The 23,767-nt window shown below is 40.2% G+C and carries 18 protein-coding genes; 10 read left to right on the top strand and 8 right to left on the bottom strand.

All coding sequences use genetic code 11. From position 1 onward, the window contains the following. Positions 1-1,050 carry a formimidoylglutamase gene (locus tag H5157_RS03615; protein WP_165723716.1) on the top strand — a complete coding sequence of 350 codons (1,050 nt, stop codon included), beginning with the start codon at positions 1-3 and terminating at the stop codon, positions 1,048-1,050. Here H5157_RS03615 and H5157_RS03610 read toward each other — a convergent pair. Continuing rightward, a complete protein-coding gene (locus H5157_RS03610; RefSeq protein WP_182696203.1) occupies positions 1,047-2,711 on the bottom strand; it encodes an EAL domain-containing protein in 1,665 nt (554 codons plus the stop codon). The two genes, H5157_RS03615 and H5157_RS03610, sit on opposite strands and share 4 nt — an antisense overlap. 120 nt (positions 2,712-2,831) lie before the next feature. Beyond that, entirely contained in the window at positions 2,832-4,079 is a 1,248-nt protein-coding gene (gene hutI / locus H5157_RS03605; RefSeq protein WP_182724157.1) for an imidazolonepropionase, read from the bottom strand. A gap of 119 nt (positions 4,080-4,198) precedes the next feature. On the opposite strand from hutI, the gene hutC reads away from it, so the two are divergent. From hutC to hutH, 3 genes are all read left to right on the top strand, one after another. Next, on the top strand, positions 4,199-4,906 hold the full coding sequence (gene hutC, locus H5157_RS03600; RefSeq protein ID WP_024596303.1) for a histidine utilization repressor: 708 nt from the start codon (positions 4,199-4,201) through the stop codon (positions 4,904-4,906). Positions 4,907-4,972: 66 nt separating this feature from the next. Further along, a complete protein-coding gene (gene hutU / locus H5157_RS03595; RefSeq protein WP_182724156.1) occupies positions 4,973-6,646 on the top strand; it encodes a urocanate hydratase in 1,674 nt (557 codons plus the stop codon). 2 nt (positions 6,647-6,648) lie between these two features. After that, entirely contained in the window at positions 6,649-8,184 is a 1,536-nt protein-coding gene (hutH, locus tag H5157_RS03590; RefSeq protein WP_182724155.1) for a histidine ammonia-lyase, read from the top strand. Here hutH and H5157_RS03585 read toward each other — a convergent pair. Then, positions 8,181-8,951, bottom strand: a complete 771-nt coding sequence (locus H5157_RS03585; protein ID WP_182724154.1) for an NADP-binding protein — start codon at positions 8,949-8,951, stop codon at positions 8,181-8,183. The two genes, hutH and H5157_RS03585, sit on opposite strands and share 4 nt — an antisense overlap. 116 nt (positions 8,952-9,067) lie before the next feature. Between H5157_RS03585 and H5157_RS03580 the strand changes: the two genes are divergently transcribed. From H5157_RS03580 to H5157_RS03565, 4 genes are all read left to right on the top strand, one after another. Next, positions 9,068-11,095, top strand: a complete 2,028-nt coding sequence (locus tag H5157_RS03580; protein WP_182720969.1) for a methyl-accepting chemotaxis protein — start codon at positions 9,068-9,070, stop codon at positions 11,093-11,095. Positions 11,096-11,466: 371 nt separating this feature from the next. Further along, complete coding sequence (secA, locus tag H5157_RS03575; protein WP_182672761.1) at positions 11,467-14,175, top strand: preprotein translocase subunit SecA; 2,709 nt, start codon at positions 11,467-11,469, stop codon at positions 14,173-14,175. A 68-nt stretch (positions 14,176-14,243) separates the two neighbouring features. Next, complete coding sequence (gene mutT, locus H5157_RS03570) at positions 14,244-14,642, top strand: 8-oxo-dGTP diphosphatase MutT (protein ID WP_007377262.1); 399 nt, start codon at positions 14,244-14,246, stop codon at positions 14,640-14,642. Positions 14,643-14,664: 22 nt separating this feature from the next. Continuing rightward, positions 14,665-15,765 carry a phosphotransferase enzyme family protein gene (locus H5157_RS03565; RefSeq protein WP_182720971.1) on the top strand — a complete coding sequence of 367 codons (1,101 nt, stop codon included), beginning with the start codon at positions 14,665-14,667 and terminating at the stop codon, positions 15,763-15,765. 36 nt (positions 15,766-15,801) lie between these two features. Here H5157_RS03565 and H5157_RS03560 read toward each other — a convergent pair whose 3' ends face one another. The 3 genes from H5157_RS03560 to pmbA all read right to left on the bottom strand — a co-directional run bounded on the left by H5157_RS03560 (position 15,802) and on the right by pmbA (position 20,201). Continuing rightward, positions 15,802-17,877: a M13 family metallopeptidase gene (locus H5157_RS03560; protein WP_154903909.1), complete on the bottom strand. Its 2,076-nt coding sequence runs from the start codon at positions 17,875-17,877 to the stop codon at positions 15,802-15,804. Between the two features lie 422 nt (positions 17,878-18,299). Beyond that, the gene (locus H5157_RS03555; protein ID WP_002959934.1) at positions 18,300-18,779 is read right to left on the bottom strand and encodes a DUF721 domain-containing protein; all 480 of its coding nucleotides are present in this window, start codon (positions 18,777-18,779) and stop codon (positions 18,300-18,302) included. A gap of 72 nt (positions 18,780-18,851) precedes the next feature. After that, positions 18,852-20,201, bottom strand: a complete 1,350-nt coding sequence (gene pmbA, locus H5157_RS03550) for a metalloprotease PmbA (RefSeq protein WP_002959932.1) — start codon at positions 20,199-20,201, stop codon at positions 18,852-18,854. A 144-nt stretch (positions 20,202-20,345) separates the two neighbouring features. On the opposite strand from pmbA, the gene yjgA reads away from it, so the two are divergent. Together yjgA and hemN are read left to right on the top strand one after the other, a co-directional pair. Further along, on the top strand, positions 20,346-20,879 hold the full coding sequence (gene yjgA, locus H5157_RS03545) for a ribosome biogenesis factor YjgA (RefSeq protein WP_002959930.1): 534 nt from the start codon (positions 20,346-20,348) through the stop codon (positions 20,877-20,879). A gap of 123 nt (positions 20,880-21,002) precedes the next feature. Then, complete coding sequence (hemN, locus tag H5157_RS03540; RefSeq protein ID WP_182716525.1) at positions 21,003-22,376, top strand: oxygen-independent coproporphyrinogen III oxidase; 1,374 nt, start codon at positions 21,003-21,005, stop codon at positions 22,374-22,376. 76 nt (positions 22,377-22,452) lie between these two features. Here the strand turns inward: hemN and H5157_RS03535 are convergent, their stop codons facing one another. Together H5157_RS03535 and yihI are read right to left on the bottom strand one after the other, a co-directional pair. Further along, positions 22,453-22,968: a DUF2489 domain-containing protein gene (locus H5157_RS03535; protein WP_002959926.1), complete on the bottom strand. Its 516-nt coding sequence runs from the start codon at positions 22,966-22,968 to the stop codon at positions 22,453-22,455. A 12-nt stretch (positions 22,969-22,980) separates the two neighbouring features. Continuing rightward, complete coding sequence (gene yihI / locus H5157_RS03530) at positions 22,981-23,565, bottom strand: Der GTPase-activating protein YihI (RefSeq protein WP_002959924.1); 585 nt, start codon at positions 23,563-23,565, stop codon at positions 22,981-22,983. Between the last annotated feature and the right edge of the window lie 202 nt (positions 23,566-23,767).

The following is a 23,767-nucleotide window of genomic DNA, read 5'->3' as shown; positions in this document are numbered from 1 at the left end:
GTGACTTCCCATTTAAAAGTATATGATGAAAGCGCGGTTAGAACACTTTGCTCTACCCGCGCAAATGAGAAAAAAGCATGGCAATCAATGGCCTTGCTCGACACCCAAGTAAACCTGCAACAAGCACTTGTTGACGCTGCTCAATTTGGTATCCGCTATGTACTTCTGGGTATTTGCGAAGATATCGGCCCAAAAGCAAACTTAGGAAATGGCGGTGCAAACGAAGCATGGCCGGCTTTTTTAAAACGCTTTTTAAACCAACCTCACAATCAATTTATTGCCACTCAAAAAGTGCTTTTATTGGGTGAAGTTAATACTGATGATTTAATGGCGCAAAGCAACCAGCTTAATAATCAGCAAGGCCAGCAGTTAACTCAATTACGAGATTTATGCCAACAGCTTGATGAACGCGTAGAGTCGGTATTGAGCCTTATTTTTAAAGCAGGGCTTGAGCCAATCGTTATTGGCGGAGGTCATAACAATTGCTTGGGAATTATCCGTGCCCTGAGTAAGTCAAAAAATACACCTATTAATGCTATCAACTTTGACCCTCATGCCGACTTTAGAGAATGTGAAGGTCGCCATAGCGGCAATGGCTTTCGCTACGCTTATAACGAGCAACATCTAAGTAATTACCACGTTATTGGCTTACATGAGATAAAAAACAATCAAGCAATTATAGATGCAATGAGTGAAGCTAACTTTACGTTTGATAGCTATCAATCAATACAAGTTAAGCGAAAAACTACACTCACGCAGGCAATTGAAAACGCATTAAGTAATTTTAACGATTTACCACTGGGTATTGAAGTTGATTTAGATAGTATTACTTACATGCCGGTGAGTGCGTACACATGTTGCGGATTTAGTGTGAATGACACTGAGCACTTTGTGCATTTAGCAGCAAACCATCGCGACTCTAAGTACTTACATTTATGTGAAGCAGCGCCTAGCCAGCACCCTAACGGAGTTGAGGCCGGTGCTGCCCATGTAGGACAAGTGATCAGTGCACTTGTGAATAGCTATCTACAAGCCAAAGAAAACACTTAGCGCTGTTGAACTAATCGCCACTCTTTTAGCCAGCTCATTAAACCAATACTACTTAGCGGGTGACCAAAGTAATAACCTTGGGCAGCATAACCTTTTAAGCTTTTTACAAACTTAAGTTGCTCAAGTGTTTCTACCCCTTCAAAAATCACTTTTGTTTTTTGTTGGTTATGCATTTCAACCATTCCGCTAACTAAACTGCGTATATTATTTTGATTACTAAAGTCAGCAGTGAGTGAAGGTGAAACCTTAATATACTCTACCGCTAAGCTTGGTAACTTAGAAAGCAGTACCGGGTTATCACCAAGTCCATCAACACATACTTTTAAGCCTATGTTATTAAGCCTTGCGATCATGCCTCTGCCTTTATCATCTAGTCCCGCAAAAATATGCAAAGGGCATTCAACAATTAAATCGCCAGCTTCCAAGTGATGCTCACTTAAAACAACATCAACAAATTCAATAAACTCTTCGTTAAGCATTTCAGGACCAAATACGTTAATGCTAAGCGGTATAGAAATACCTTCTATTCTAAGCGCCATTGCAAGCTCAGCAGCTCTCTCTATTACAAATTTAGCGAGTGGATAACCAAGCCCTGCAATTCTAATGTCGTCGATAAACCTGTTAGCGGATAAAATCCCTTGCTTAGGGTGCTGCCAACGCAGTAGTAATTCTAAAAACTCAATTTGACCGTTTTCGTTACAAATAATAGGCTGAAAATAAAGCTCTAACTCGCTCGAAAAATCAATATTTGCTAATTCCTTTAGTCGCGCTTGTTGCTCTCGCAATTCAATCATCATTTGTTGATGATAAGGCACAACCTTGCGATCTGGGTGGCTATCGAGTGCCAGATATGCGTACGATATTAAATTATCAAAGTTGTTATCTTGCTCATTACAATCAACATAACTCGCTCTCGCTTTTACTTCTACAGTGCAGTTAGCAACATTAAATGGCTTAAGCGTTGCACCCAGTATTTGGTCAATAACTAATTCATGTAAGTGTTTTTGATTCGCGAAACTACAAATAAATGCAAAGTTAAGACCCCCTAAGTGGGCTAGCTTTTCTTGTCCAGTTAAAGTCACTATTTCGTCACTTGAAAGTAGCTCTTTTATTCGATTAGCCGATTGCGCTAACAGTATATCGCCAAAGTCGCGTCCAATATGCTGGTTAACTTGCTCAAAGCCTTCAAGGCGAATAACGATTAACGCTGCGCTTATTTGTTTGTTGTCGCACCATGCATAGTAACCTTGGCGTAACTGTTTTCTATCTGCAAAAACTGAAAGCGGAGACTCTTCAACAAATGTATCACCTTCAGGTTCTGGCTCTATAACGACTTCTATTTCAGCGCTTTCATCATTTAAAAAGCCAACAATAGCTAATAATAATATTGCTAACACAACCCAAAATAGCGGAACTTCCAATAATAAATGAGCTGAAAATAGAACAACAAATAAAAGACCAGCCATTGAGCTGGTAATTATCATGCTCCAATTATTTCGCTCAAATGCTTGCCATAAGTGAAAACAAAACCCAAAGGCTAGTAAAATAGCAAGCCAAGCCGCACCGCTGCTTAAAATAGCTAAACCAACAGCAGCTGTGCATAAATAACTAAATTTAATACTGGTATTTTTAACAGCAAATAAAGTGGCGATCATCGCCATTAATAGTGCACCACTAAAAAATATTGGGAAATTACTGTCGGTTAGTATGTTCAAATTAACGGCATCCGTATTCGCTAAAAAAGTTTAAACCAAGTTATATGTGGGTAAAAATAATACAAACTAATTAATTCTACCCAAAATCCATAAATTTAACAGTTTATTTACGCCAAATTGGTAACTTAATTGTGATGGATGACTTATTTGCCAATGCGCAATATCAGCTCTTGCGCCAACCTTTAAAATACCACGGTCGTCTAAACCTAGTGCTTTAGCTGCATTTCGAGTAACACCAGCTAATGCTTGCTCAGGTGTTAATCTAAACAATGTGCATGCCATGTTCATCATCAAGTGCACTGAGCATAGTGGTGAAGTACCTGGGTTAAAATCACTCGCAATAGCTATAGGTACTTTATATTGATTAAGTAATTCAATAGGTGGGAATTTAGTTTCTCTTAAAAAATAAAATGCACCTGGCAATAATACCGCTACCGTCCCAGCGTCTGCCATGGCTTTTACACCCTCTTCATCTAGATGCTCAATATGATCCGCCGAAAGGCCATTAAACTGCGCCACCAGCTTAGCACCCTGTTGATTAGATAGCTGCTCAGCATGGCATTTTACTGGGAGGTTATGCTTTTTAGCCGCCTGGAAAACACGTTTGGTTTGCGAATAACTAAACCCAACATCTTCACAAAATACATCGACTGCATCAGCAAGATTATTAGCCACTACCTGATCAAGCATGTCAGTACACACTAAATCAATATATTCATCAGCACGGCCTTTGTATTCAGGCGGTAGAGCATGCGCCCCTAAAAAAGTAGTTTTAATATCAATAGGGTGATGTTGACCTAATAAACGAGCGACTTCTAATATTTTTATCTCATTTTCAGTATCTAGCCCATAACCAGACTTTATTTCAACGGTGGTTACACCTTCTTTTAATAACGTATTTAAGCGATCTTTTGCATCAACAAACAATTGTTCACGGTCGGCTGCTCTTGTGGCTTTAACCGTGCTTGCTATGCCACCGCCTTGTGCTGCGATTTGCTCATAGCTTACGCCTTGCAAACGCTGTTCAAACTCTTGCGATCTTGAACCTGCAAATACTAAGTGAGTATGGCAATCTACTAAGCCCGGCGTTAACCACTGTCCTTTTACACTCAATGTCGGCGTTGCAAACACATCAAAACTAGGCAATGTTGATTGCTCTCCAATCCACGCAATTTTACCATTTTTAATGGCTATAGCAGCATTTTCGATTGCGCCATAAGGGGCATTTATATTGCTATCCATAGTGGCAATATTGGCATCAGTTAAAAGTAAGTCGATTTCTTCTAACTCATAATTTTGTGTTGTGCTTTGCATTTTTTAGCCCTTTTTACGCCCAGAGTGATGAAAATATAGTCTAACAACCCATCTTGTATATACAAGATAATTGTGTCATCTTATTTATATAGTTTATTTTTAATGTAACCATAAATTTAATGACGACACCTAAATTTGCGCAAATAAAACAATTCATTGTTGATAAAATTCGCAGCGGTACGTGGCAAGAAAACCAACGTGTTCCCTCTGAAAACGAACTAAGTAGTCAATTTAGTGTAAGCAGGATGACAGCCCGCAGAGCACTAAGCGAATTAACCGAGGCAGGTATTTTAACCCGCAGCCAAGGGCTTGGTACATTTGTAGCTACATTTAAATCGCAGTCATCGTTACTTGAAATAAAAAATATTGCTGATGAAGTAAAAGAGCGTAACGGCAACTACACCTGTAGTGTACTCATACTCGAATCAATAAATGCAGTAGCACCTATTGCCATTGCACTTGGTGTTGAGGTTGACAGTGTTGTATATCGAAGTGTACTTGTGCATAACGAAAATGACAGCCCTTTGCAGCTAGAAGAGCGTTTTGTAAATCCTGCCCTTGCGACTGGCTACTTACAACAAGACTTCAGCACGCTTACACCACATGAATATCTATCTAGTGTTGCCCCACTTACCCAAGCAAGGCATACAGTAGAGGCCATTATGCCAAACAGCGAAATGTGCCAATGGTTAAATTTATATAATGAAGAGCCATGCTTACAAGTGATCCGACGCACCTGGTCTGTTAAAGGCATTGTAAGCTTTGCGCGCCTTGTATCACCTGGCAGTAAATATCGCTTAGGCGGCCACTTAACATTTAAAAAATAACAAACAATAGCGCTTACTGCGCTTTTTTTATAACAAATCACCTTGTATATACAACAGGAGCAAAACATGAACAACCGACTCGACACAAGTCGCGTAATACGTGCACCTCTCGGAGATAAAATAAGTGCTAAAAGCTGGCAAACAGAAGCTGCCAAGCGCATGCTAATGAATAATTTAGACCCTGAAGTTGCAGAGCATCCTCATGCACTTGTTGTATATGGTGGTATTGGCCGAGCAGCTCGTGATTGGCCAAGTTATGACAAAATTATAGAAACCCTCGATAGGCTCGAAAGCGACGAAACCCTGCTTGTACAATCAGGAAAACCCGTTGGTGTATTTAAAACCCACAGTAATGCTCCTCGCGTGCTTATTGCTAACTCAAATCTTGTTCCACACTGGGCAAATTGGGAGCACTTTAACGAGCTCGATAAAAAAGGCTTGATGATGTACGGGCAAATGACGGCGGGTTCTTGGATCTATATTGGCTCGCAAGGCATAGTACAAGGAACTTACGAAACCTTTGTAGCTATGGCAAAGCAACATTTTGCAGGTAGCGCTAGTGGTAAATGGGTATTAACAGGTGGTCTTGGTGGTATGGGCGGTGCGCAACCACTTGCAGCTACAATGGCTGGGTTTAGTGCACTGGTTGTTGAATGTGATGTAAGCCGTATCGATTTTCGTATAAAAACAGGCTACGTTGATGTAAAAGCAACAAATCTTGAACACGCACTGCAATTAATAACCGATGCATGTGTTAAAGGTAAAGCCCTCTCAGTGGGTTTACTAGGTAACGCTGCCGATGTATTTAGTACACTGGTTAAAACAGGCATTACCCCTGATGTAGTCACAGATCAAACATCTGCTCACGATCCATTAAATGGTTACTTACCACAAGGCTGGACAATGGAGTACGCAGCAAAAATGCGTGAGCAAGATCCAAAAGCCGTAGTAAAAGCCGCTAAACAATCAATGGCAGTCCAAGTTAAAGCTATGCTAGCACTACAAAAAGCCGGTGCCGCCACTACTGATTACGGTAATAATATTCGTCAAATGGCGTTTGATGAGGGTGTTACCAACGCGTTTGATTTTCCTGGATTTGTGCCTGCATATATTCGCCCTTTATTTTGTGAAGGGATTGGACCATTTAGATGGGTAGCATTATCAGGCGACCCTGAAGATATATATAAAACCGACGCTAAAGTAAAAGAGCTTATTCCTGATGATGCACATTTACATAACTGGCTTGATATGGCGCGGGAACGCATACAATTCCAAGGTTTACCTGCACGCATTTGCTGGGTTGGCCTAAAAGATAGAGCACGCCTTGCACTGGCCTTTAATGAAATGGTTAAAAATGGCGAACTTAAAGCCCCTATAGTTATTGGTCGCGATCACCTCGACTCTGGCTCAGTTGCCAGCCCTAACCGCGAAACAGAGAGCATGAAAGATGGCTCAGATGCAGTATCAGATTGGCCATTACTCAACGCACTGCTTAATACCGCAAGTGGCGCTACTTGGGTGTCGCTTCATCATGGTGGCGGTGTAGGAATGGGATTTAGTCAGCACTCTGGTGTAGTTATTGTTGCCGATGGTACTGATGAAGCTAAAGAGCGTATTGCTCGCGTACTGTGGAACGACCCTGCAACAGGTGTAATGCGCCATGCTGATGCCGGATACGACATAGCAAAAAACTGCGCTAAAGAACAAAATTTAGACCTACCTATGTTAAACGAGGAATGATCATGTTCGAACTTACTCTCACACCCGGATCACTTGATTTAAACACACTAAGAAAAATTAATAATTCACCGGTAAAGCTGAGCCTTGCAAAGCATGCCGAGTCGCAAATAGCAGCCAGCGCGCAAACCGTTCAAAATGTTATTAATGAACACCGCACTGTATATGGAATTAACACCGGCTTTGGATTATTAGCCAATACTAAAATTGCCGACGACCAACTTGAATTATTACAGCGCTCCATTGTGCTTTCACACGCTGCGGGTATTGGCGAATACATGGATGACAGCACAGTAAGGTTAATGATCACCTTAAAAGTAAACTCGCTTTCACGTGGCTATTCGGGCATTCGCCTGCAAGTAATCCAATTTTTTATGCAGCTGCTTAGTAGCGAAGTATATCCATGCGTGCCTAAAAAAGGCTCCGTGGGGGCATCGGGAGATTTAGCCCCTCTTGCGCATATGTGTCTACCTTTATTAGCTGAAGGTCAAATGCGACATAAAGGAGAAATAATTAGCGCAGCACAAGGGTTAAAAATAGCGGGACTTGAACCCCTTACCCTTGCAGCCAAAGAAGGCTTAGCATTATTAAATGGCACACAAGCGTCGACTGCGTTTGCACTACAAGGCCTATTTAGAAGCGAGAACCTATATGCACAAAGCTGCGTTATCGGATCAATAAGCATAGAAGCTGCAATGGGCAGTCGCGCGCCATTTGATGCACGTATTCATGAAATTCGCGGACAGCGCGGACAAATAGACACCGCTCAAGTATTTAGAGAGCTACTCGATACGCACTCTCAAATTAGTAGCTCCCACGTCAATTGTGAAAAAGTACAAGATCCATACTGCCTTCGCTGCCAGCCTCAAGTGCTAGGTGCTTGCCTAACTCAGATACGCCAAGCCGCAGAAGTATTGCTATGCGAGTCGAACGGTGTAACCGATAATCCGCTAGTTTTTGCCGATGTAGGCGACATAATATCGGGAGGAAACTTTCATGCAGAGCCCGTTGCAATGGCCGCTGACAACTTAGCAATCGCAATTGCCGAAATTGGCGCATTAGCAGAAAGGCGAATTGCATTACTTATCGATTCAAACCTATCCAAATTGCCGCCATTTCTAGTTGAAAACGGCGGTTTAAATTCAGGATTTATGATTGCCCAAGTTACCGCAGCAGCGCTTGCATCAGAAAACAAATCATTAGCGCATCCGGCTTCGGTTGATAGCTTGCCTACATCTGCAAATCAAGAAGATCATGTTTCTATGGCAACCTTTGCAGCAAGGCGCTTAGATGAAATGGCCAATAATACCCAAGGTGTTTTGGCAATAGAATGGTTAGCATCGGTTCAAGGGCTAGAATTTAGAAAGCCGCTTGAACCATCAGATAAAGTGCAAAGCGCTAAAGCATTGTTACGCGAGCATGTAAGTTATTATGATAAAGACCGCTACTTTGCTCCCGATATCGAAGCTGCTAATACATTACTAAGTGAAGGTAAGCTATGCGACTTTATAGAGAGCAGTCCCCTGCCTTCAGCATATTAAATACCGTGCTGATAGCTAAACCCTAAGGCTTCAATGGCTGAGCCTAATATTTTTCGCTCAGCCGAATCAGTTCCTGTAAACGTTGGCATTTCACCACCATGTTGCTGACACTTCATCGCGTAGTATTCAGCTTTTGTGGGGTGCGCAGGATTAACCACATTATAAATATTTTGCCCTACTTGCCAGTGCTCTATCACCGCAAAAATAGCATTAATTACATCTTGTTGATGCACCATATTTACCACTTGCTCACTTGATGTATTGAGCTCTTTACCTGCCACAAAACGCCCCGGCTCTCTATTAGGCCCTAGTAAGCCAGCTAAACGAAGTATTTTGCCATCTTGTTCAAGCACTTGCTCTTCAGCTTCGTAAAGCTTTATTTGGCGCTCGTTTGTGCATGAAATATCGCTACTTTCACTATATACACCAGGCTCTTGATCGTACACCCCGGTTGATGAGCACAATAAAAAGCCCTTTGCGTTTAGCTCCTTTGAAAGCTTAAGCGCTGCGGTGAGTGTTTCAGGATAATTACTTTCACTGTGTCTGCTACGTGGTGGAATAGCACATACCCAATAAGCATCTTGTAAATCAACTTGATGCCTTAATTGCCCATCTTCAAGTGTAAACTGACGCTCAAAGTCAAACTCGTGTATATCTGTTCTATGCGTTCCTTGTACTTGCCAGTCAGCTTTTTGTGCACTTACGCATAAAGCATGTCCTAACCAGCCTGCACCTAATACTACTAATTTATTACTTTTCTTTGTCATTTTTGTATAAGCCTTTATTTTAAACGCATAATTAGTTCTTTCTATCTAACTTTATAGAGATTTTAAGTAAGATATGATTAGATATAATTTCATAAATAATAAAAATATGTGTACTCATGCTAAATAATTTATCATTACGGAAGAAAATATTATTATTGATTGGTGGAACAATTACCGTTTTACTAATTATCGCCTCAACATTTTTTGTTAAACACATTGCCAATCTCTCTAGAGAAAACATAGAAAACGAAGCACAAAGTTATCTACAGACCGAGCAACTTTCAATGCAAAGTTACTTCGTGATGTACGGTAAAATGGTATCAACCTTTGTTAATAACCCACATTTAATCAACTTTTTTGAAAATTGGGATACACGCGATCAAGCACTCGAAAGCGCGCCAGGTTACAACGAAGTAAACCAAGACTTTGTGCGTTTAAGCTCAAATGACGAAAACATTTTATCGGCCTTTTTTGCCTCAGCAACCACCGGTGAATACTTTAAAGAAAACGAGCGTACAAGTCACTACAACGGCCAGCCTTATTACGCTTACAAGCGTGGGTGGTGGCAAGAAGCCATGCAAGTTAACAAGCTTTACGTAGGTCCAATCTCTGTTGATTTAACCACAGGCGTAGCATCCGCAGTAGTACAACAACCTGTTTATAACGCTCAGCGAAAACTCATTGGTATGGGCGGTGTTGATTTACAATTAAACAAAATTAACGACATGGTCGAAAATATTCGCTTTAACGGCCAAGGTTATGGATTTTTACTCGATGGTAATCAAAAAGTAGTTCATTTTTCAAAGGCCACTGGGCATAAACTTTCAATTACAGATGAAGGTGCAAACGGTAAAGAAGGGCTCGATGCGCTTGAGCAACAATTTACAAATACAGCAGGCTTTAAAGAGTTAAATACACAAATGCGAAATAACCTTGAAGGCAGCCAAATGGTTACTTTTAAAGGTGAGCAGTTTTATGTGGTTTACCATCGTCTGCAGCTAGAGCAGCCTTATATAGATTGGTATGTAGGTCTACTTATCCCAACTACTATGATTGAAGAGCCCGTAAATGCTGCAGTAACCGCTACAACAACAGCGGTAATTATTATCTTAATCATTATATTAGCCATGATTTTATGGGCTACCCACATGATTTCAAAACCCATTACAACGCTTACGCACATTATGCGTGATATAGCATCGGGCGAAGGCGATCTTACTCAAAAAATTTATATTAATAGTCAAGATGAAGTGGGACAGCTGGCCAACCACATGAACACTTTTATTGATAAGTTGCACGCCATGATGCTTGATACCGCAGCGCAAGCAGAACAACTAAGTAATGCAGCGGCCCAGCTAAGAAGTGTTTCTGAGAAAACAAATTCTGAAATTCAGCAAGAGAAGCAGCAAGTTGATAGCGTGAGCGCAGCGGTAACTGAAATGGCGACTACTGTGCTTGAAATATCACGTAACGCACAACACACAAATAACGCAGCTGAAGAAGTACAAGCAATTACAGCTGAAGGAGCTAGCCGTTCTACACAGGCGCAAACAGTAATGACTGAACTGGCATTACATATTGGCGAAGCATCTAAAGTGGTTGCAGGTCTTGAGCAAGAAAGTAATAACATTGGTGCATTAGTCGATGTAATTAATTCCATTGCTGATCAAACCAACTTACTTGCACTTAATGCGGCCATAGAGGCTGCTCGTGCCGGTGAACACGGTAGAGGCTTTGCCGTTGTTGCTGATGAAGTACGTTCACTAGCAAGTCGCACACAAGAATCAACAGACGATATTCGAAATATGATTTCGCGCTTGCAGCAAATAGCTCAACAAGCCTCAGTAATGATGCAACAAGGACAAGATCAAACCGAGGGCTCAGTGCTTCAAACTAAAGAAGTGCTTAGCTCACTTCACAATATTGCGCAGTCGGTTACTAAAGTACAAGACCAAAGTCATCAAATAGCCACATCTACCGAGGAGCAAACTGTTGTTGCTGAAGATATTAATACGAGCCTTTCGGCAATTAATAACTTAGTGAACAGTACCGCTGACCATGCGCACACCCTCGCTGACGAAGCTCGTGACTTAAGTGATTTAGCTGCGGCGCTTAACAAAACGGTTAATCAATTTAAATTATAAAACATGTATTTAATAGTTGTGTTTAAGCGTAAAACTTAAGCGCAACTATAACCCTTGTTTTTAATTTATTTAGCACCATATCTTTACAGTTCGCTGCTATTTTTACTGTAATTGAGTAATACAAAGTGATTTTTACGAACCAGATCAAATTTTTCGATTTTATACACCGATCTTTTTATTGAGATAGTTTGTTGTTTGGCAGAGTCTGGTATAGTAGCGCACGTAATAAACAGTGCTTTTTGAACGGTTTAATACAAAATTGCTAATTAATATGTTCTAAGTGTTACTTAAAAGCACATATTAATTACCAATTGTTAAAAATGGGTTAGCCGATACTCGGCTGACAAAGAATACATTGTAACGGTTTTATCATGATATCTAATTTATTTACCAAGCTTTTTGGTAGTCGCAATGACCGCACTATTAAAAACTTAAGAAAGACGGTCGCGCTAATCAATGCGCTAGAAACGCAACTTGAAGCGCTTTCTGATGAAGATTTAAGAGCTAAAACAGCTGAGTTTAGAGAACGTTACGATAACGGACAAAGCCTTGACGACATTCTACCAGAGGCTTTTGCTGTGGTACGTGAAGCGTCAAAGCGTGTAAATGGCATGCGTCATTTCGACGTGCAGTTATTAGGTGGTATGGTTTTACATCAAGGTCGCATTGCAGAAATGCGTACCGGTGAAGGTAAAACACTTACAGCTACTCTACCAGCTTATCTAAACGGCTTAACAGGCAAAGGTGTTCACGTAATTACCGTGAATGACTACCTTGCTAAACGTGATGCTGAAACCAACCGTGCGTTATTTGAATTTTTAGGCCTTACAGTAGGCTGTAACGTACCAGGTATGATGCCGCAGCAAAAGAAGCTCGCTTATACTGCCGACATTACATACGGTACTAATAACGAATTTGGTTTTGACTACCTTCGTGACAACATGGCTTTTAGCATTGATGAACGAGTTCAACGTCCATTATTCTATGCTGTAGTCGATGAAGTGGATTCAATCTTAATAGATGAAGCACGTACCCCGCTGATTATTTCAGGCCCAGCTGAGGATAGCTCTGAGCTATACACTGAAATAAACACCATCGTTCCTTTACTTGAGCTTCAAGAAAAAGAAGACGAAGAAGGTATTGAAGGCGATGGCGATTACACGATTGATGAAAAGTCTAAGCAAGTTCATTTAACAGAACGTGGTCAAATTAAAGTAGAAGAGCTACTTACTGAGCGCGGCTTAATTGAAGAAGGCGATTCGCTTTATTCAGCAGCAAGCATTACGCTACTAAGCCATGTTTATGCCGCCCTTCGTGCTCATAAGCTATACCAAAAAGATGTTGATTACGTTGTAAAAGAAAACGAAGTAATTATTATCGATGAGCATACGGGTCGTTCAATGGAAGGTCGTCGTTGGTCAGAAGGTTTACACCAAGCTGTTGAAGCAAAAGAAGGTGTAAAAATTCAAAACGAGAACCAAACACTTGCCTCTATTACGTTCCAAAACTACTTCCGTTTATACGAAACGTTAGCAGGTATGACAGGTACAGCCGATACTGAAGCATTTGAATTTCAGTCAATCTACGGCCTTGATACCGTTGTTATGCCAACTAATAAGCCGATGATTCGTGATGATCGCGCCGATTTAGTTTACCTAACGCAAGAAGAAAAATACGAAGCTATTTTAATTGATATTAAAGACTGCCAAGACCGTGGACAACCGGTGCTTGTTGGTACTATTTCAATTGAAAGCTCTGAGTATTTATCGCAGTTTTTACGCAAAGAAAAAATTAAGCACAATGTACTTAATGCTAAATTTCATGCGCAAGAAGCTGACATCGTTTCAGATGCTGGCCTACCAGGAACAGTAACAATTGCAACAAACATGGCCGGTCGTGGTACCGATATCGTGTTAGGTGGTAACTGGAACAGTGAAGTTGAAAAACTTGAAAACCCAACTGATGAGCAAATTGCTGAAATTAAAGCAGCTTGGAAAATTCGCCATGATGCAGTAATTGATGCCGGCGGTTTACATATCATTGGTACTGAACGTCACGAATCTCGTCGTATAGACAACCAATTACGTGGTCGTTCTGGTCGTCAAGGTGATGCTGGTTCAAGCCGTTTTTACTTATCGATGGACGATGCGCTAATGCGTATATTTGCCGGTGAGCGCATGACTAACATGATGCGTAAATTAGGCATGCAACGCGGTGAAGCAATTGAACATCCATGGGTAAACCGTGCGATTGAAAATGCACAGCGTAAAGTAGAAGCACGTAACTTCGACGTTCGTAAGCAACTACTTGAGTACGATGATGTAGCAAACGATCAACGTCGTGTTGTTTACTCTCAGCGTAACGAACTACTTGAAGAAGGTGATATTTCAGAAACTATTACTGCAATTCGTGGTGACGTACTTAGCAATACAATTGATCAGTACATTGCACCGCAAAGCCTTGCTGAAATGTGGGATATTCCTGGCCTTGAAGAGCGTTTAAAACAAGACTTCTTAATTGAGTTACCTATTACTCAGTGGTTAGCAGATGACAATAAACTATACGAAGAAAAGCTTCGTGAGCGTATTGAGCAGGCGGTTGAGCATTCATACAAGCAAAAAGAAGAGCAAGTTGGCGATTCTGTTTTACGTCAATTCGAAAAAGCGATTATGCTACAGAGTCTTGATCAGCATTGGAAAGATCACCTTGCTGCAATGGATCATTTACGCCAAGGTATTCATTTACGTGGTTACGCGCAAAAGAATCCTAAGCAAGAGTACAAGCGTGAATCGTTTGAGCTGTTCTCCGAAATGCTTGAAAACTTGAAAGTAGATGTTGTAAGCATTCTAAGTAAAGTACAAGTACGCGCAGAAGAAGATGTTGAAAAAGTAGAAGAGCAACACCGTAAAAGTGAAAATGCTCCTCGCGAATACCAACATGAAGAAGCTGAGCACGTAGGTGGCGAAGCGCCAGAAACAGCGACAGTAATGGCTCGTACAGAACCAAAAGTAGGTCGTAATGACCCTTGTCCTTGTAAATCAGGTCAAAAATTCAAACAGTGTTGCGGTAAATTAAAGTAACCCAATATTGTCAGTAGCTTATTAAAAAGCGGCGCTAGCGTCGCTTTTTTTTATGGAGTTTTAAAGTAATGACTATAGAAATTGTACATGTAGCTGTTGGTGTTATTAAGAAAAATAACGCTATATTCATTTGTAAACGTGCAGATGAACAACATCAAGGCGGTTTATGGGAATTTCCTGGTGGTAAAGTTGAAGCTGGAGAAAGTGTGTTTGTTGCACTTAAACGCGAGCTTATTGAAGAAGTTGGACTAACCATTCACAGCTCTAGCCAATTGATGGTGATTGAACATGACTACGGCGATAAATGCGTTAAATTAGATGTACACGTAGTAAGTAACTTTAGCGGTGAAGCACATGGCGCTGAAGGGCAACCTAGCGAATGGGTAGCAATTACTGAATTAGAAAATTATGATTTTCCTGAAGCGAATGCTGAAATTATCGAAAAAATAGTTGCCCGATACGCATAAAAAAAGGGCATAAGTGAGCACAATGAATATCTCAATACAAAATAAGCTAAGCGAACTGTTAGCACTGCCCCCTGAGTTAACTCAAGTTAGTGCGATTGGTAGCGGTCATATAAATAGTACATGGCTACTTACAAGTATTGATAAACAATTTATTGTGCAAAAACTTAATACTGAGGTATTTAAAAACCCTGCTCAGTTAGTGAGTAATGCAAAACTGATTGAGCAGCATTTAAATGCTAAACAACTGCAAAATAATTACCCGCTTGAAATAATCAAACATATAGCTACACAAAACGATGAACACTTAATAAAAATTGATAATGCGTATTATCGCGTCCTTAACTATATTAGTGATAGCTACAGCGAAGACGTTGTTAAAAATACCCAGCAGAGCGAGCAAGCGGCTTACGCCTTTGGCGTATTTGCTCATGCATTACAAGATTTTGATGCGCAACAGCTGCACACTGTAATTCCTGATTTTCATAACTTAGCGATGCGCTTTGAGCAATTAGATACCGCAATCACTAACAACGTAGTTAATAGAGTAAAGCACTGCGCTGACGAAATAGAATATTGCTTAACGCAGCAGCATTTAATTACTGAGCTTAGTCAGGTAGCTAAACACATACCCCTTAGAGTGTGTCATAACGATACAAAAATAAATAATATGCTGTTTTGTAATACAACTCACAAAGCAAAAGCAGTTATTGATTTAGACACCTGCATGGCAGGATTTTGGCTTTATGACTTTGGCGACATGGTACGTACATTTTGCTCCCCCGAAGCCGAGGATTCAACAAACTTACACAACATTGTTATTCGAAAAGATATATTTTCAGCCATTGTAAAAGGCTATGTAACGCCATTAAAAAATAGCATGAGTATACTAGAGCAAGAAAGCTTATTATTAGGCGCTAAAATAATGCCGCTCATGTTAAGTGTGCGCTTTTTAACTGATTACTTAAATAACGATGTGTACTTTAAAGTATCTCATGCAGAGCATAATTTAGAGCGAGCACAAAACCAACTCGCGCTTTATAAAAACATACTGAGTAACGAAGAATGGATGCACGCGTGCTTAGTCGATAAACAAATTCAAGATACAAAAAAACCAGTAAGCTAAAAACTTATTGGTTTTTTGTTATTTATAGCAATGCAATTACCAGATTTTTACGCGATCTTCTGGTTTGATATACATTTTATCACCTTCTTTTACGTCAAACGCTTCGTAAAACTCAGGCATGTTCGACAAGATACCGATTACACGGTAGTGGCTTGGTGAATGAGGGTCTGTTAATAAACGATTACGCAACTCTTCATCGCGGTAGTTACGACGCCAGATTTGTGACCAACCCATAAAGAAACGTTGATCGCCTGTGTAACCATCTATCACGGGTGCTTTTTTATCACCTAAAGATAGCATATACGCTTTATGCGCAACGGTTAAACCACCTAAGTCACCAATGTTTTCGCCAAGCGTTAGCTCACCATTAACACTTGCATCTTCAAATGGTTTATATTCGTTATACTGTGCAACTAAAGCCGCTGTACGCTCTTCAAATTGCTTAAGGTCAGTCTCACTCCACCAGTTACGTAAGTTACCGTCACCGTCGTATTTAGCACCTTGGTCGTCAAAACCGTGGCCAAGCTCATGCCCAATTACCGCGCCAATTGCGCCGTAGTTTACAGCATCATCCGCTTCTAAATTAAAGAATGGTGGTTGTAATATAGCGGCTGGAAATACAATTTCATTGTTTACTGGGTTGTAATACGCATTTACCGTTTGCGGAGTCATGTGCCACTCAGAGCGATCAACTGGTTTACCCAATTTAGCAATCATATCTGCGTATGCCCATTCGCTATAACGAATGTAATTACCTACTAGCTCGTCTGAGTTAATCTCTAGCTCTGAGTAATCTTTCCACGTGTCTGGGTAACCAATCTTAGGCGTAAATTTGTCTAATTTTTCTTTCGCTGCAAGCTTTGTTTCAGGGCTCATCCACTCAAGATTTTCGATAGCAACGCCATAACCTTTAATTACGTTATCAACTAACTCTTCCATGCGTGCTTTAGCTTCTGGCGGGAAGTTATCTTTAACGTATACCTTACCTAAAATTTCACCAAGTACACTGTTAGATGCATCAACCGCTTGCTTCCAAAGAGGTGCTTGTTCTTCTACGCCACGAAGTGTTGTGCTGTAAAAGTCAAAGTTAAGGTTAACTAAATCTTCGCTAAGTAGCTCTGCATAACCACTTACAAAATGAAATTTTAAGTAGTTTTTCCACGTTGCTAAATCAGTGTCTTTGTAAATAGTAGCAAGTGCTTCTAAGTAGCTTGGTTGACGTACAATAATGTCACTTGCACTCACGCCTGCATCTTTAAAGAATGCAGCTAAATCAAGCTCCCCCATCAACTTGCTTGCGTCTGCTACTGTCATCTTGTTGTAAGATTTAGTTGCGTCACGGCTTTGCACACGGCTCCATTGAGCATCAGCTAGTGTTTTTTCAAATGCAAGTACGCTCTTGGCAGCTTCTGCTGCATTTTTAACGCCTGATTTTGCTAAAACATCTGTGATGTATTGCTCGTAAGAAGCGCGAATTTTAGTGAATTTTTCGTCATCGTTTAAGTAATAATCACGATCTGGTAAACCTAGGCCCGACTGAGATAAATACAATGCATACTCGCTCGAGTTTTTAGCATCGTTATTTACAAACCAACCAAACGGTAAAGTACCGCCTTGTTTTTGAATTTTAGCCATTAAACCCACTAAGTCAGCTTTAGATTTAACGCTATCAATCGTATCTAATGACGGTTGTAATGGCGTAATACCTAGCTCATTACGCGCAGATTGATTCATGTAGCTTTTATAAAATGCGCCAATTTTATACTCATCACTGCCTTTTTTAGCGGCCTTATTCGCGGCTGCGTTTTCAAGGGCAATTTTCATCGCTTTTTGTGACTCATCATATAGCTGCGAAAAAGAACCGTAGTTAGACTTATCACCTGGTATTTCAGTTTTTGCTAACCACTGTCCATTTACATGATAATAAAAATCGTCTTGTGCGCGTACTGAACTATCCATATTCGCTAGTTCAATACCAAGCTCTAGTGGCTTTTCAGCGGGTGCTGTTACTACAGGAGTATCGGTTACTTTAGCTTCTTGTTGTTTTTCACCACAACCTACTAGACCAAGTGCAAGCGCTATGCTCGCAGCGGCCATTGTTACTTTATTCATAATGATTCCGTTTGTTAGTTAGAATTAAATCATACCAATCTGCTTATGTATGGGGTCTAATTAACGTTAAGAAAATTACGCTAGAACTAGGCAAAAGTTTTTGTATCTAGTTGTTCTAAATAAAAAATTTTTAACGACGTTATAGTGCAATTTAATTCGTTAAATTGATCAAAGATTTATGCAGGTTGGTATCACATACCAACTCCATTAAATTCTTGAATATAGCAGGAGTAAAAATAGCACTGCCTGTACGCTTTTACTTAATGGAATGGGTATCAAGGGAGCTTTAAATAATAAAGCACACCACGCAGTATCATAAACCTCATTAGACCAACAATAAAATGGAATATGTAACAAAGTATTTTGAATGCGGTGAGCTGCAAAAATAGCCCTACCAATAACAATATAGTGGGTGGCTAAGGCTAACTTTTATTCTTACCGTGGAGCGCTAAACGCTCTAGTTTTTCTTTTAATGAAGGGGGGGCAGAAGCCGCTATCGCATTTAAGTAATTAGCGGTTTGCTCACTCATTTTCCGAGAGTTGGTAACTGTAGGGCTGCCCGATTTATTCGCGGTACTTAATCGCTGAGTTGCTTGAGGATTTGCAGTTATTTTTATTTGTCCAAGCTCTGCCATTCCAGCAGCTCTAAAGTGTGAAAGCATATCCATTTTTAAATAATTAAGCCTAAGCGCGATAGGCGCAGATACCGCCTCTATCATTAGCGTGCCGTCTCGGTAATTACTAACTCGGCATTTATCACCCAATTTAGGGCCTAAAAAATCTTTTAATAAGGTTTGCTGTGTATCAAGTGCTTGGCTTTTGCCTGCATAAGCCGATAAACGATTATTTAACCCCGCCATAATATCGGTTAGCGGTTTTGGTGCATATCTATCTTTAGCCATTTTACACCTCGTAAAAACTCACTTAGACCCAAAGATAATACTCTGGGTCTAAGTATACACTGCGTATTAATACTACGCGCCGGCTATTTGCATTTGCTCGATTAATACTGAGCCTGTTTGAATACCACCACGGCGTTCTATATCACCACCAATGGCGGAAATACCTTTAAACATGTCTTTTAAATTACCAGCAATAGTAATTTCACTTACCGGATATTGAATTTCACCATTTTCAACCCAAAAACCTGCAGCACCACGAGAGTAGTCACCCGTTACGGTATTTACGCCCTGCCCCATTAGCTCTGTAACTAATAAGCCAGTACCCATGGTTTTTAATAGTGCAGTTAAATCGTTATGAGTTTGCTCAACGAGCCAGTTATGTATACCGCCAGCATGTCCTGTTGGGGTCATGTTCATTTTACGCGCAGCATAACTTGCTAATAAATAAGTTTGTAACTCGCCGCCTTGAATTATTTCTCTATCGAATGTTTTAACACCTTCGCTATCAAACGGTGACGATGCCAACCCTTTTAAAATATGTGGGCGCTCAGCAATATTCACACAATTACTAAATACCTGAGTACCTAAGCTATCAAGTAAAAAACTTGATTTACGATAAAGCGCGCCACCACCAATTGCCGACACCAAGTGACCAAACAATGAATTTGCAATATCGGCTCTAAAAATAACAGGCACTTTCATTGTGCCTAACTTTTGGCTGTTTAATTTAGCTAAGGTTTCAGCTGCCGCTTCAAGACCCACTGCCGCCGCATCATTTAAACCAGCCTGATCGCGAGCAACTGTATAAGCAGAGTCGCGCTGCATGTGTTCGCCATCTTTACCTATTACCATAGTACTAATACTATGACGAGTGCGCGGAAAACCTGCAATTAAACCGTGGCTGTTACCATAAACACGTAATCCCTGATGCGATGAAAAACTCGCACCATCAGAGTTAACAATACGCTCGTCCGCATTTAATGCAGCTTGCTCAGCAGCATGACAAAGCTCAATGCCTTCCTCAGGACTTACATCCCAAGGATGATATAAATCTAAATCTTTAGGATTAAATTCAAGTAACTCTTTATCAGCAACGCCGTTAAATGGATCATCAGATGTAAATTTGGCTATATCAATCGCTTTTTCGACTACCGTGCGCAATGTTTTTGGATTTAAATCAGCCGTTGACGCCGAGCCTTTATTATTACCAACATATACACTAATGCCTAAGCCGCCGTCTTGGTTGAACTCAATGGTTTCTACTTCACCCATTCGTGTACTAACCGATAAACCAGACGTGCTAGACATCGCAGCTTCTGCAGCTGTAGCGCCTAATTTTTTAGCATGTTCGAGTACTTCTGCTACCGCATCTTTAACTTGCGATATTTGAGAATAAATTGGATCGTTTTGTTGGCTTTTCATAAATTAAGTCCTGAGCCTTAGAGGCATAATGCACGCATTTCTTATATTTAAATGCTAACACACTCAATGCATCACATCAGCTAATATTCCTAAGTATCATATTCATGTATAATGGCAAAAGTTATTTTTATTTAAGAGCACCCCATGGCAAAGAAAAAAGGCAAGCCTGCTGAAATTGAAGAAGAAATTGAATATGTATCAAGAACGGAGCTTAAACGCGAAGCGCAAGAGTTTCATCAGTTAGGTACTGAAATTGCCAAAATGGGTAAAAAACAGCGCGAACGCCTGCCATTAAATGACGATTTAAAAGAAGCGATGGTTGTTGCTGATAAAATAAGTAACAAAAGCGACGCGTATCGCCGCCACTTAAATTACATCGCTAAAACACTGCGTACTGTAGAAAACATTGATGATATTAAAGCGATTATCGATGTGATGCTTAATAAAAATAACCAAGCTGAAGTATTGGTCAAAAAAATTGAGCAATTACGTTCAGATTTAATTGAGCAAGGTGATGACCTTATCAATGAGACTATTGAGCAGTTTCCATCTCTTGATCGTCAACAAATGCGCCAATTGGTTCGAAATGCGGCAAAAGAAGCGAAAGCTGAAAAGCCGGGTAAAGGTTATAAAGAATTATTTCAATACCTTAAAGATGCTCATACTATTACGTATTAATTAGGTCGTATTAAGTTATATTTTATTAAAAAAGGTGCTTCGGCACCTTTTTTGTTATAGATCAAACCGCCTTCCTGAGTACTTTTTTATAATCCCCAATAAATAAATACTTAGGTGTGCGTGATGATTAAACTTCCACAATGGGATGAAACCCTAATAAACAAATATAATGTGTCTGGTCCGCGTTATACCTCTTATCCCACGGCTTTATCACTGCGTGACGGATATCAGCAACAAGACCTACTAAGCGCTATAGAATCGTCAACAAGTCGCTCTCTTTCTTTATATATTCACATCCCGTTTTGTAGTCAGCTTTGCTACTACTGTGGCTGTAATAAAATAATTACCCGTCATCAATCTAAGGCAGATACGTATCTCGACTTTTTAGCAAAAGAAATTACTGCCCAAGCGCCTTTATTTAAAAGCTACACGGTTGAGCAATTGCATTTAGGTGGCGGTACTCCCACCTTTTTAACCGCAAAACAAATGACCCGTTTAATTAAACTTTTAGAACAACACTTTAATTTTACACGCACAACAGAGCGCGGTATTGAAATAGACCCACGCTCACTTGCCGATAATATGCTTGTTGATTTAAGAATGCTTGGCTTTAACCGTGTCTCATTTGGGATTCAAGACTTTAACGACGACGTGCAACTTGCTGTTAATCGCCCGCAAAATGCAGATACCGTTAAGCAATTAATTACACAAGCTCGCGAGCTAGGATTTCAATCTATTAATGCAGATATGATTTACGGGCTACCTCTGCAAACGCCAGAGAGCTTTAAGAAAACTATAGAGCAACTTATTGAGTTAAGCCCTGACAGAGTATCAGTGTTTAACTACGCGCATTTACCAGAGCGCTTTGCTGCACAGCGCAAGATTAAAGATGCAGATTTACCCAGTGCTCATAATAAGCTCACCATGTTTAAAAATACGCTGGAGCAGATGACGCAAGCAGGCTATCAATTTATTGGTATGGACCATTTTGCAAAAACTGATAATGAACTAGCTGTTGCGCAAAATGAAGGCAAGTTACATCGTAACTTTCAAGGTTATACAACCCATGGAAATTGTGATTTATTAGGTTTAGGCGTGTCATCAATTTCACAAATTGGCACCGCCATTTTACAAAATCAAAAAGAATTAAAACATTATTACCACAACGTAGAAACACAAAGCGGTAGTGCTCTTAATAAAGGAATGCACTTAACACATGATGATGTAATTCGTGCTGATGCAATTAAACAGCTCATTTGCCAATTTGAATTAGATATACAAGACTTTAGTGAAAAACACGCGCTTATATTTAATGACTACTTTGAGGATGCATTAGTAGCGCTGGCGCCACTTATAAAAGATGAACTAGTCACTATAATTGATAATAAAATTAGCGTAACACCACGCGGGAACTTATTCATTCGTATTATTTGTATGTGCTTCGATGCTCACTTACAAAAACAAATTAACGCAACGCGCTTTTCAAGGGTGATTTAGCCTGAACTCTGGATAATAAATACATCGGCACAAAAAAAGCAGACCTAGGTCTGCTTTTTGTATTTAAGTTGTAGCTTTAATTAAAAACGACTTTATCGCTACCTGGAGCGGCTTTAAACTCGATAATAATTTTAGCGCAATCCGCTTTAACTTCATCTTTAAGTGTTTTTTCAGCTTGCCAGCGAGCCTTATCTAGCTTAAAAATCTCTTTTTTAGAGTATTTTTTACGTGCATCGTGCGTCGGCATTTCTTTAACTACCTGATACATTTTATAAATACCAGGATACTGCGTCGTTAAATCACGCTCGCTTTCAAAGGCATACTGAGACATAAGTACCCAAATACGTAAACAGCCTTCAGAAAACTCACACTGCTCTTCATTCATTGCACGTGCGATTAAATGAATACTATCGGCTAGTTTTGCGTTTCGCTTTAAACGCGACTTTTCAAGCTTTTGCTTTTGTTCAGCCTGCGTTTTAGCAATTAACTTTTTTTGCGCATTTAACTTATACAGCAACTGACCCGCATAAAATGCCAAACCAGCTATGATAGCAGCGCCTAAAAGTAAGGCTAAAATTACCGAGGTACTCATTATTTATCCTTACTATTTGTCGTCTTCATCTAACCATTCGTTGGCTAAATCATCAGATAAGTATTGATCGAAATCAGAATTGCCTTGGCTTTCAAGATCATCTTCAAACTCGTCTTCGTCCTCATCTTCAATACCAAGAATTTCACATAACGCCTGATGACGGGCAATGCGACTATTAAAGTACTTAGCATCTTTACCTGTTAGCATTTCACCTTTTTCATGACGCTCTACTAATTTAAGTAAACGTTCATCATTCTCAAGTGCTTCTAGCTCTTGTTCAGGTGTAAATTCAGGCTCGATTACTTTTTTCAGCTCAATAGTTGGCTTTAAGTTGCGTTTCATTTCAACTTTAGGCTCTGGCGCGGTTGCGATTAACGGCACAGGCTTTTTACTGCCTACACGCTTATCTTTAGGCGCGTGATTACTATTTTGGCTTTCGCTATCTAGTAAATCTGGCGCATTACGAGAACCGGGCTTTGCGCCTTTGGTTTTTTTAACTCGCTGCTCTTTTAATGCGCGCATTTCTTTAAGCTTATCTTGGCTTAAACGAACAGGTCCGTTTGCTGGGCTTTTGCGTGACTTTTTAGTTCTACTCATATCTTGATCATCTCACTTAAGAGGTTTTGAGCGAAGCGCAAATTAATGGGCATCGCAGTGCTGGCCTAGCCAGAAGAATTCAGTTTGCGCTATAGAGGTTGGGTTTCTCATTTAAAAGCTCCTTAGCTAATTAATCGCTAATTTTAAACGGTGGGTATTGTAACAGGACAAATAAAAAGGCGGTAGAGAAAACATCTCTACC

The sequence above is a fragment of the Pseudoalteromonas sp. SG43-3 genome (assembly GCF_014164385.1).
GTDB classification, from domain to species: Bacteria; Pseudomonadota; Gammaproteobacteria; order Enterobacterales; family Alteromonadaceae; genus Pseudoalteromonas; species Pseudoalteromonas distincta.
This window is presented reverse-complemented; position numbering and strand designations above follow the sequence as displayed.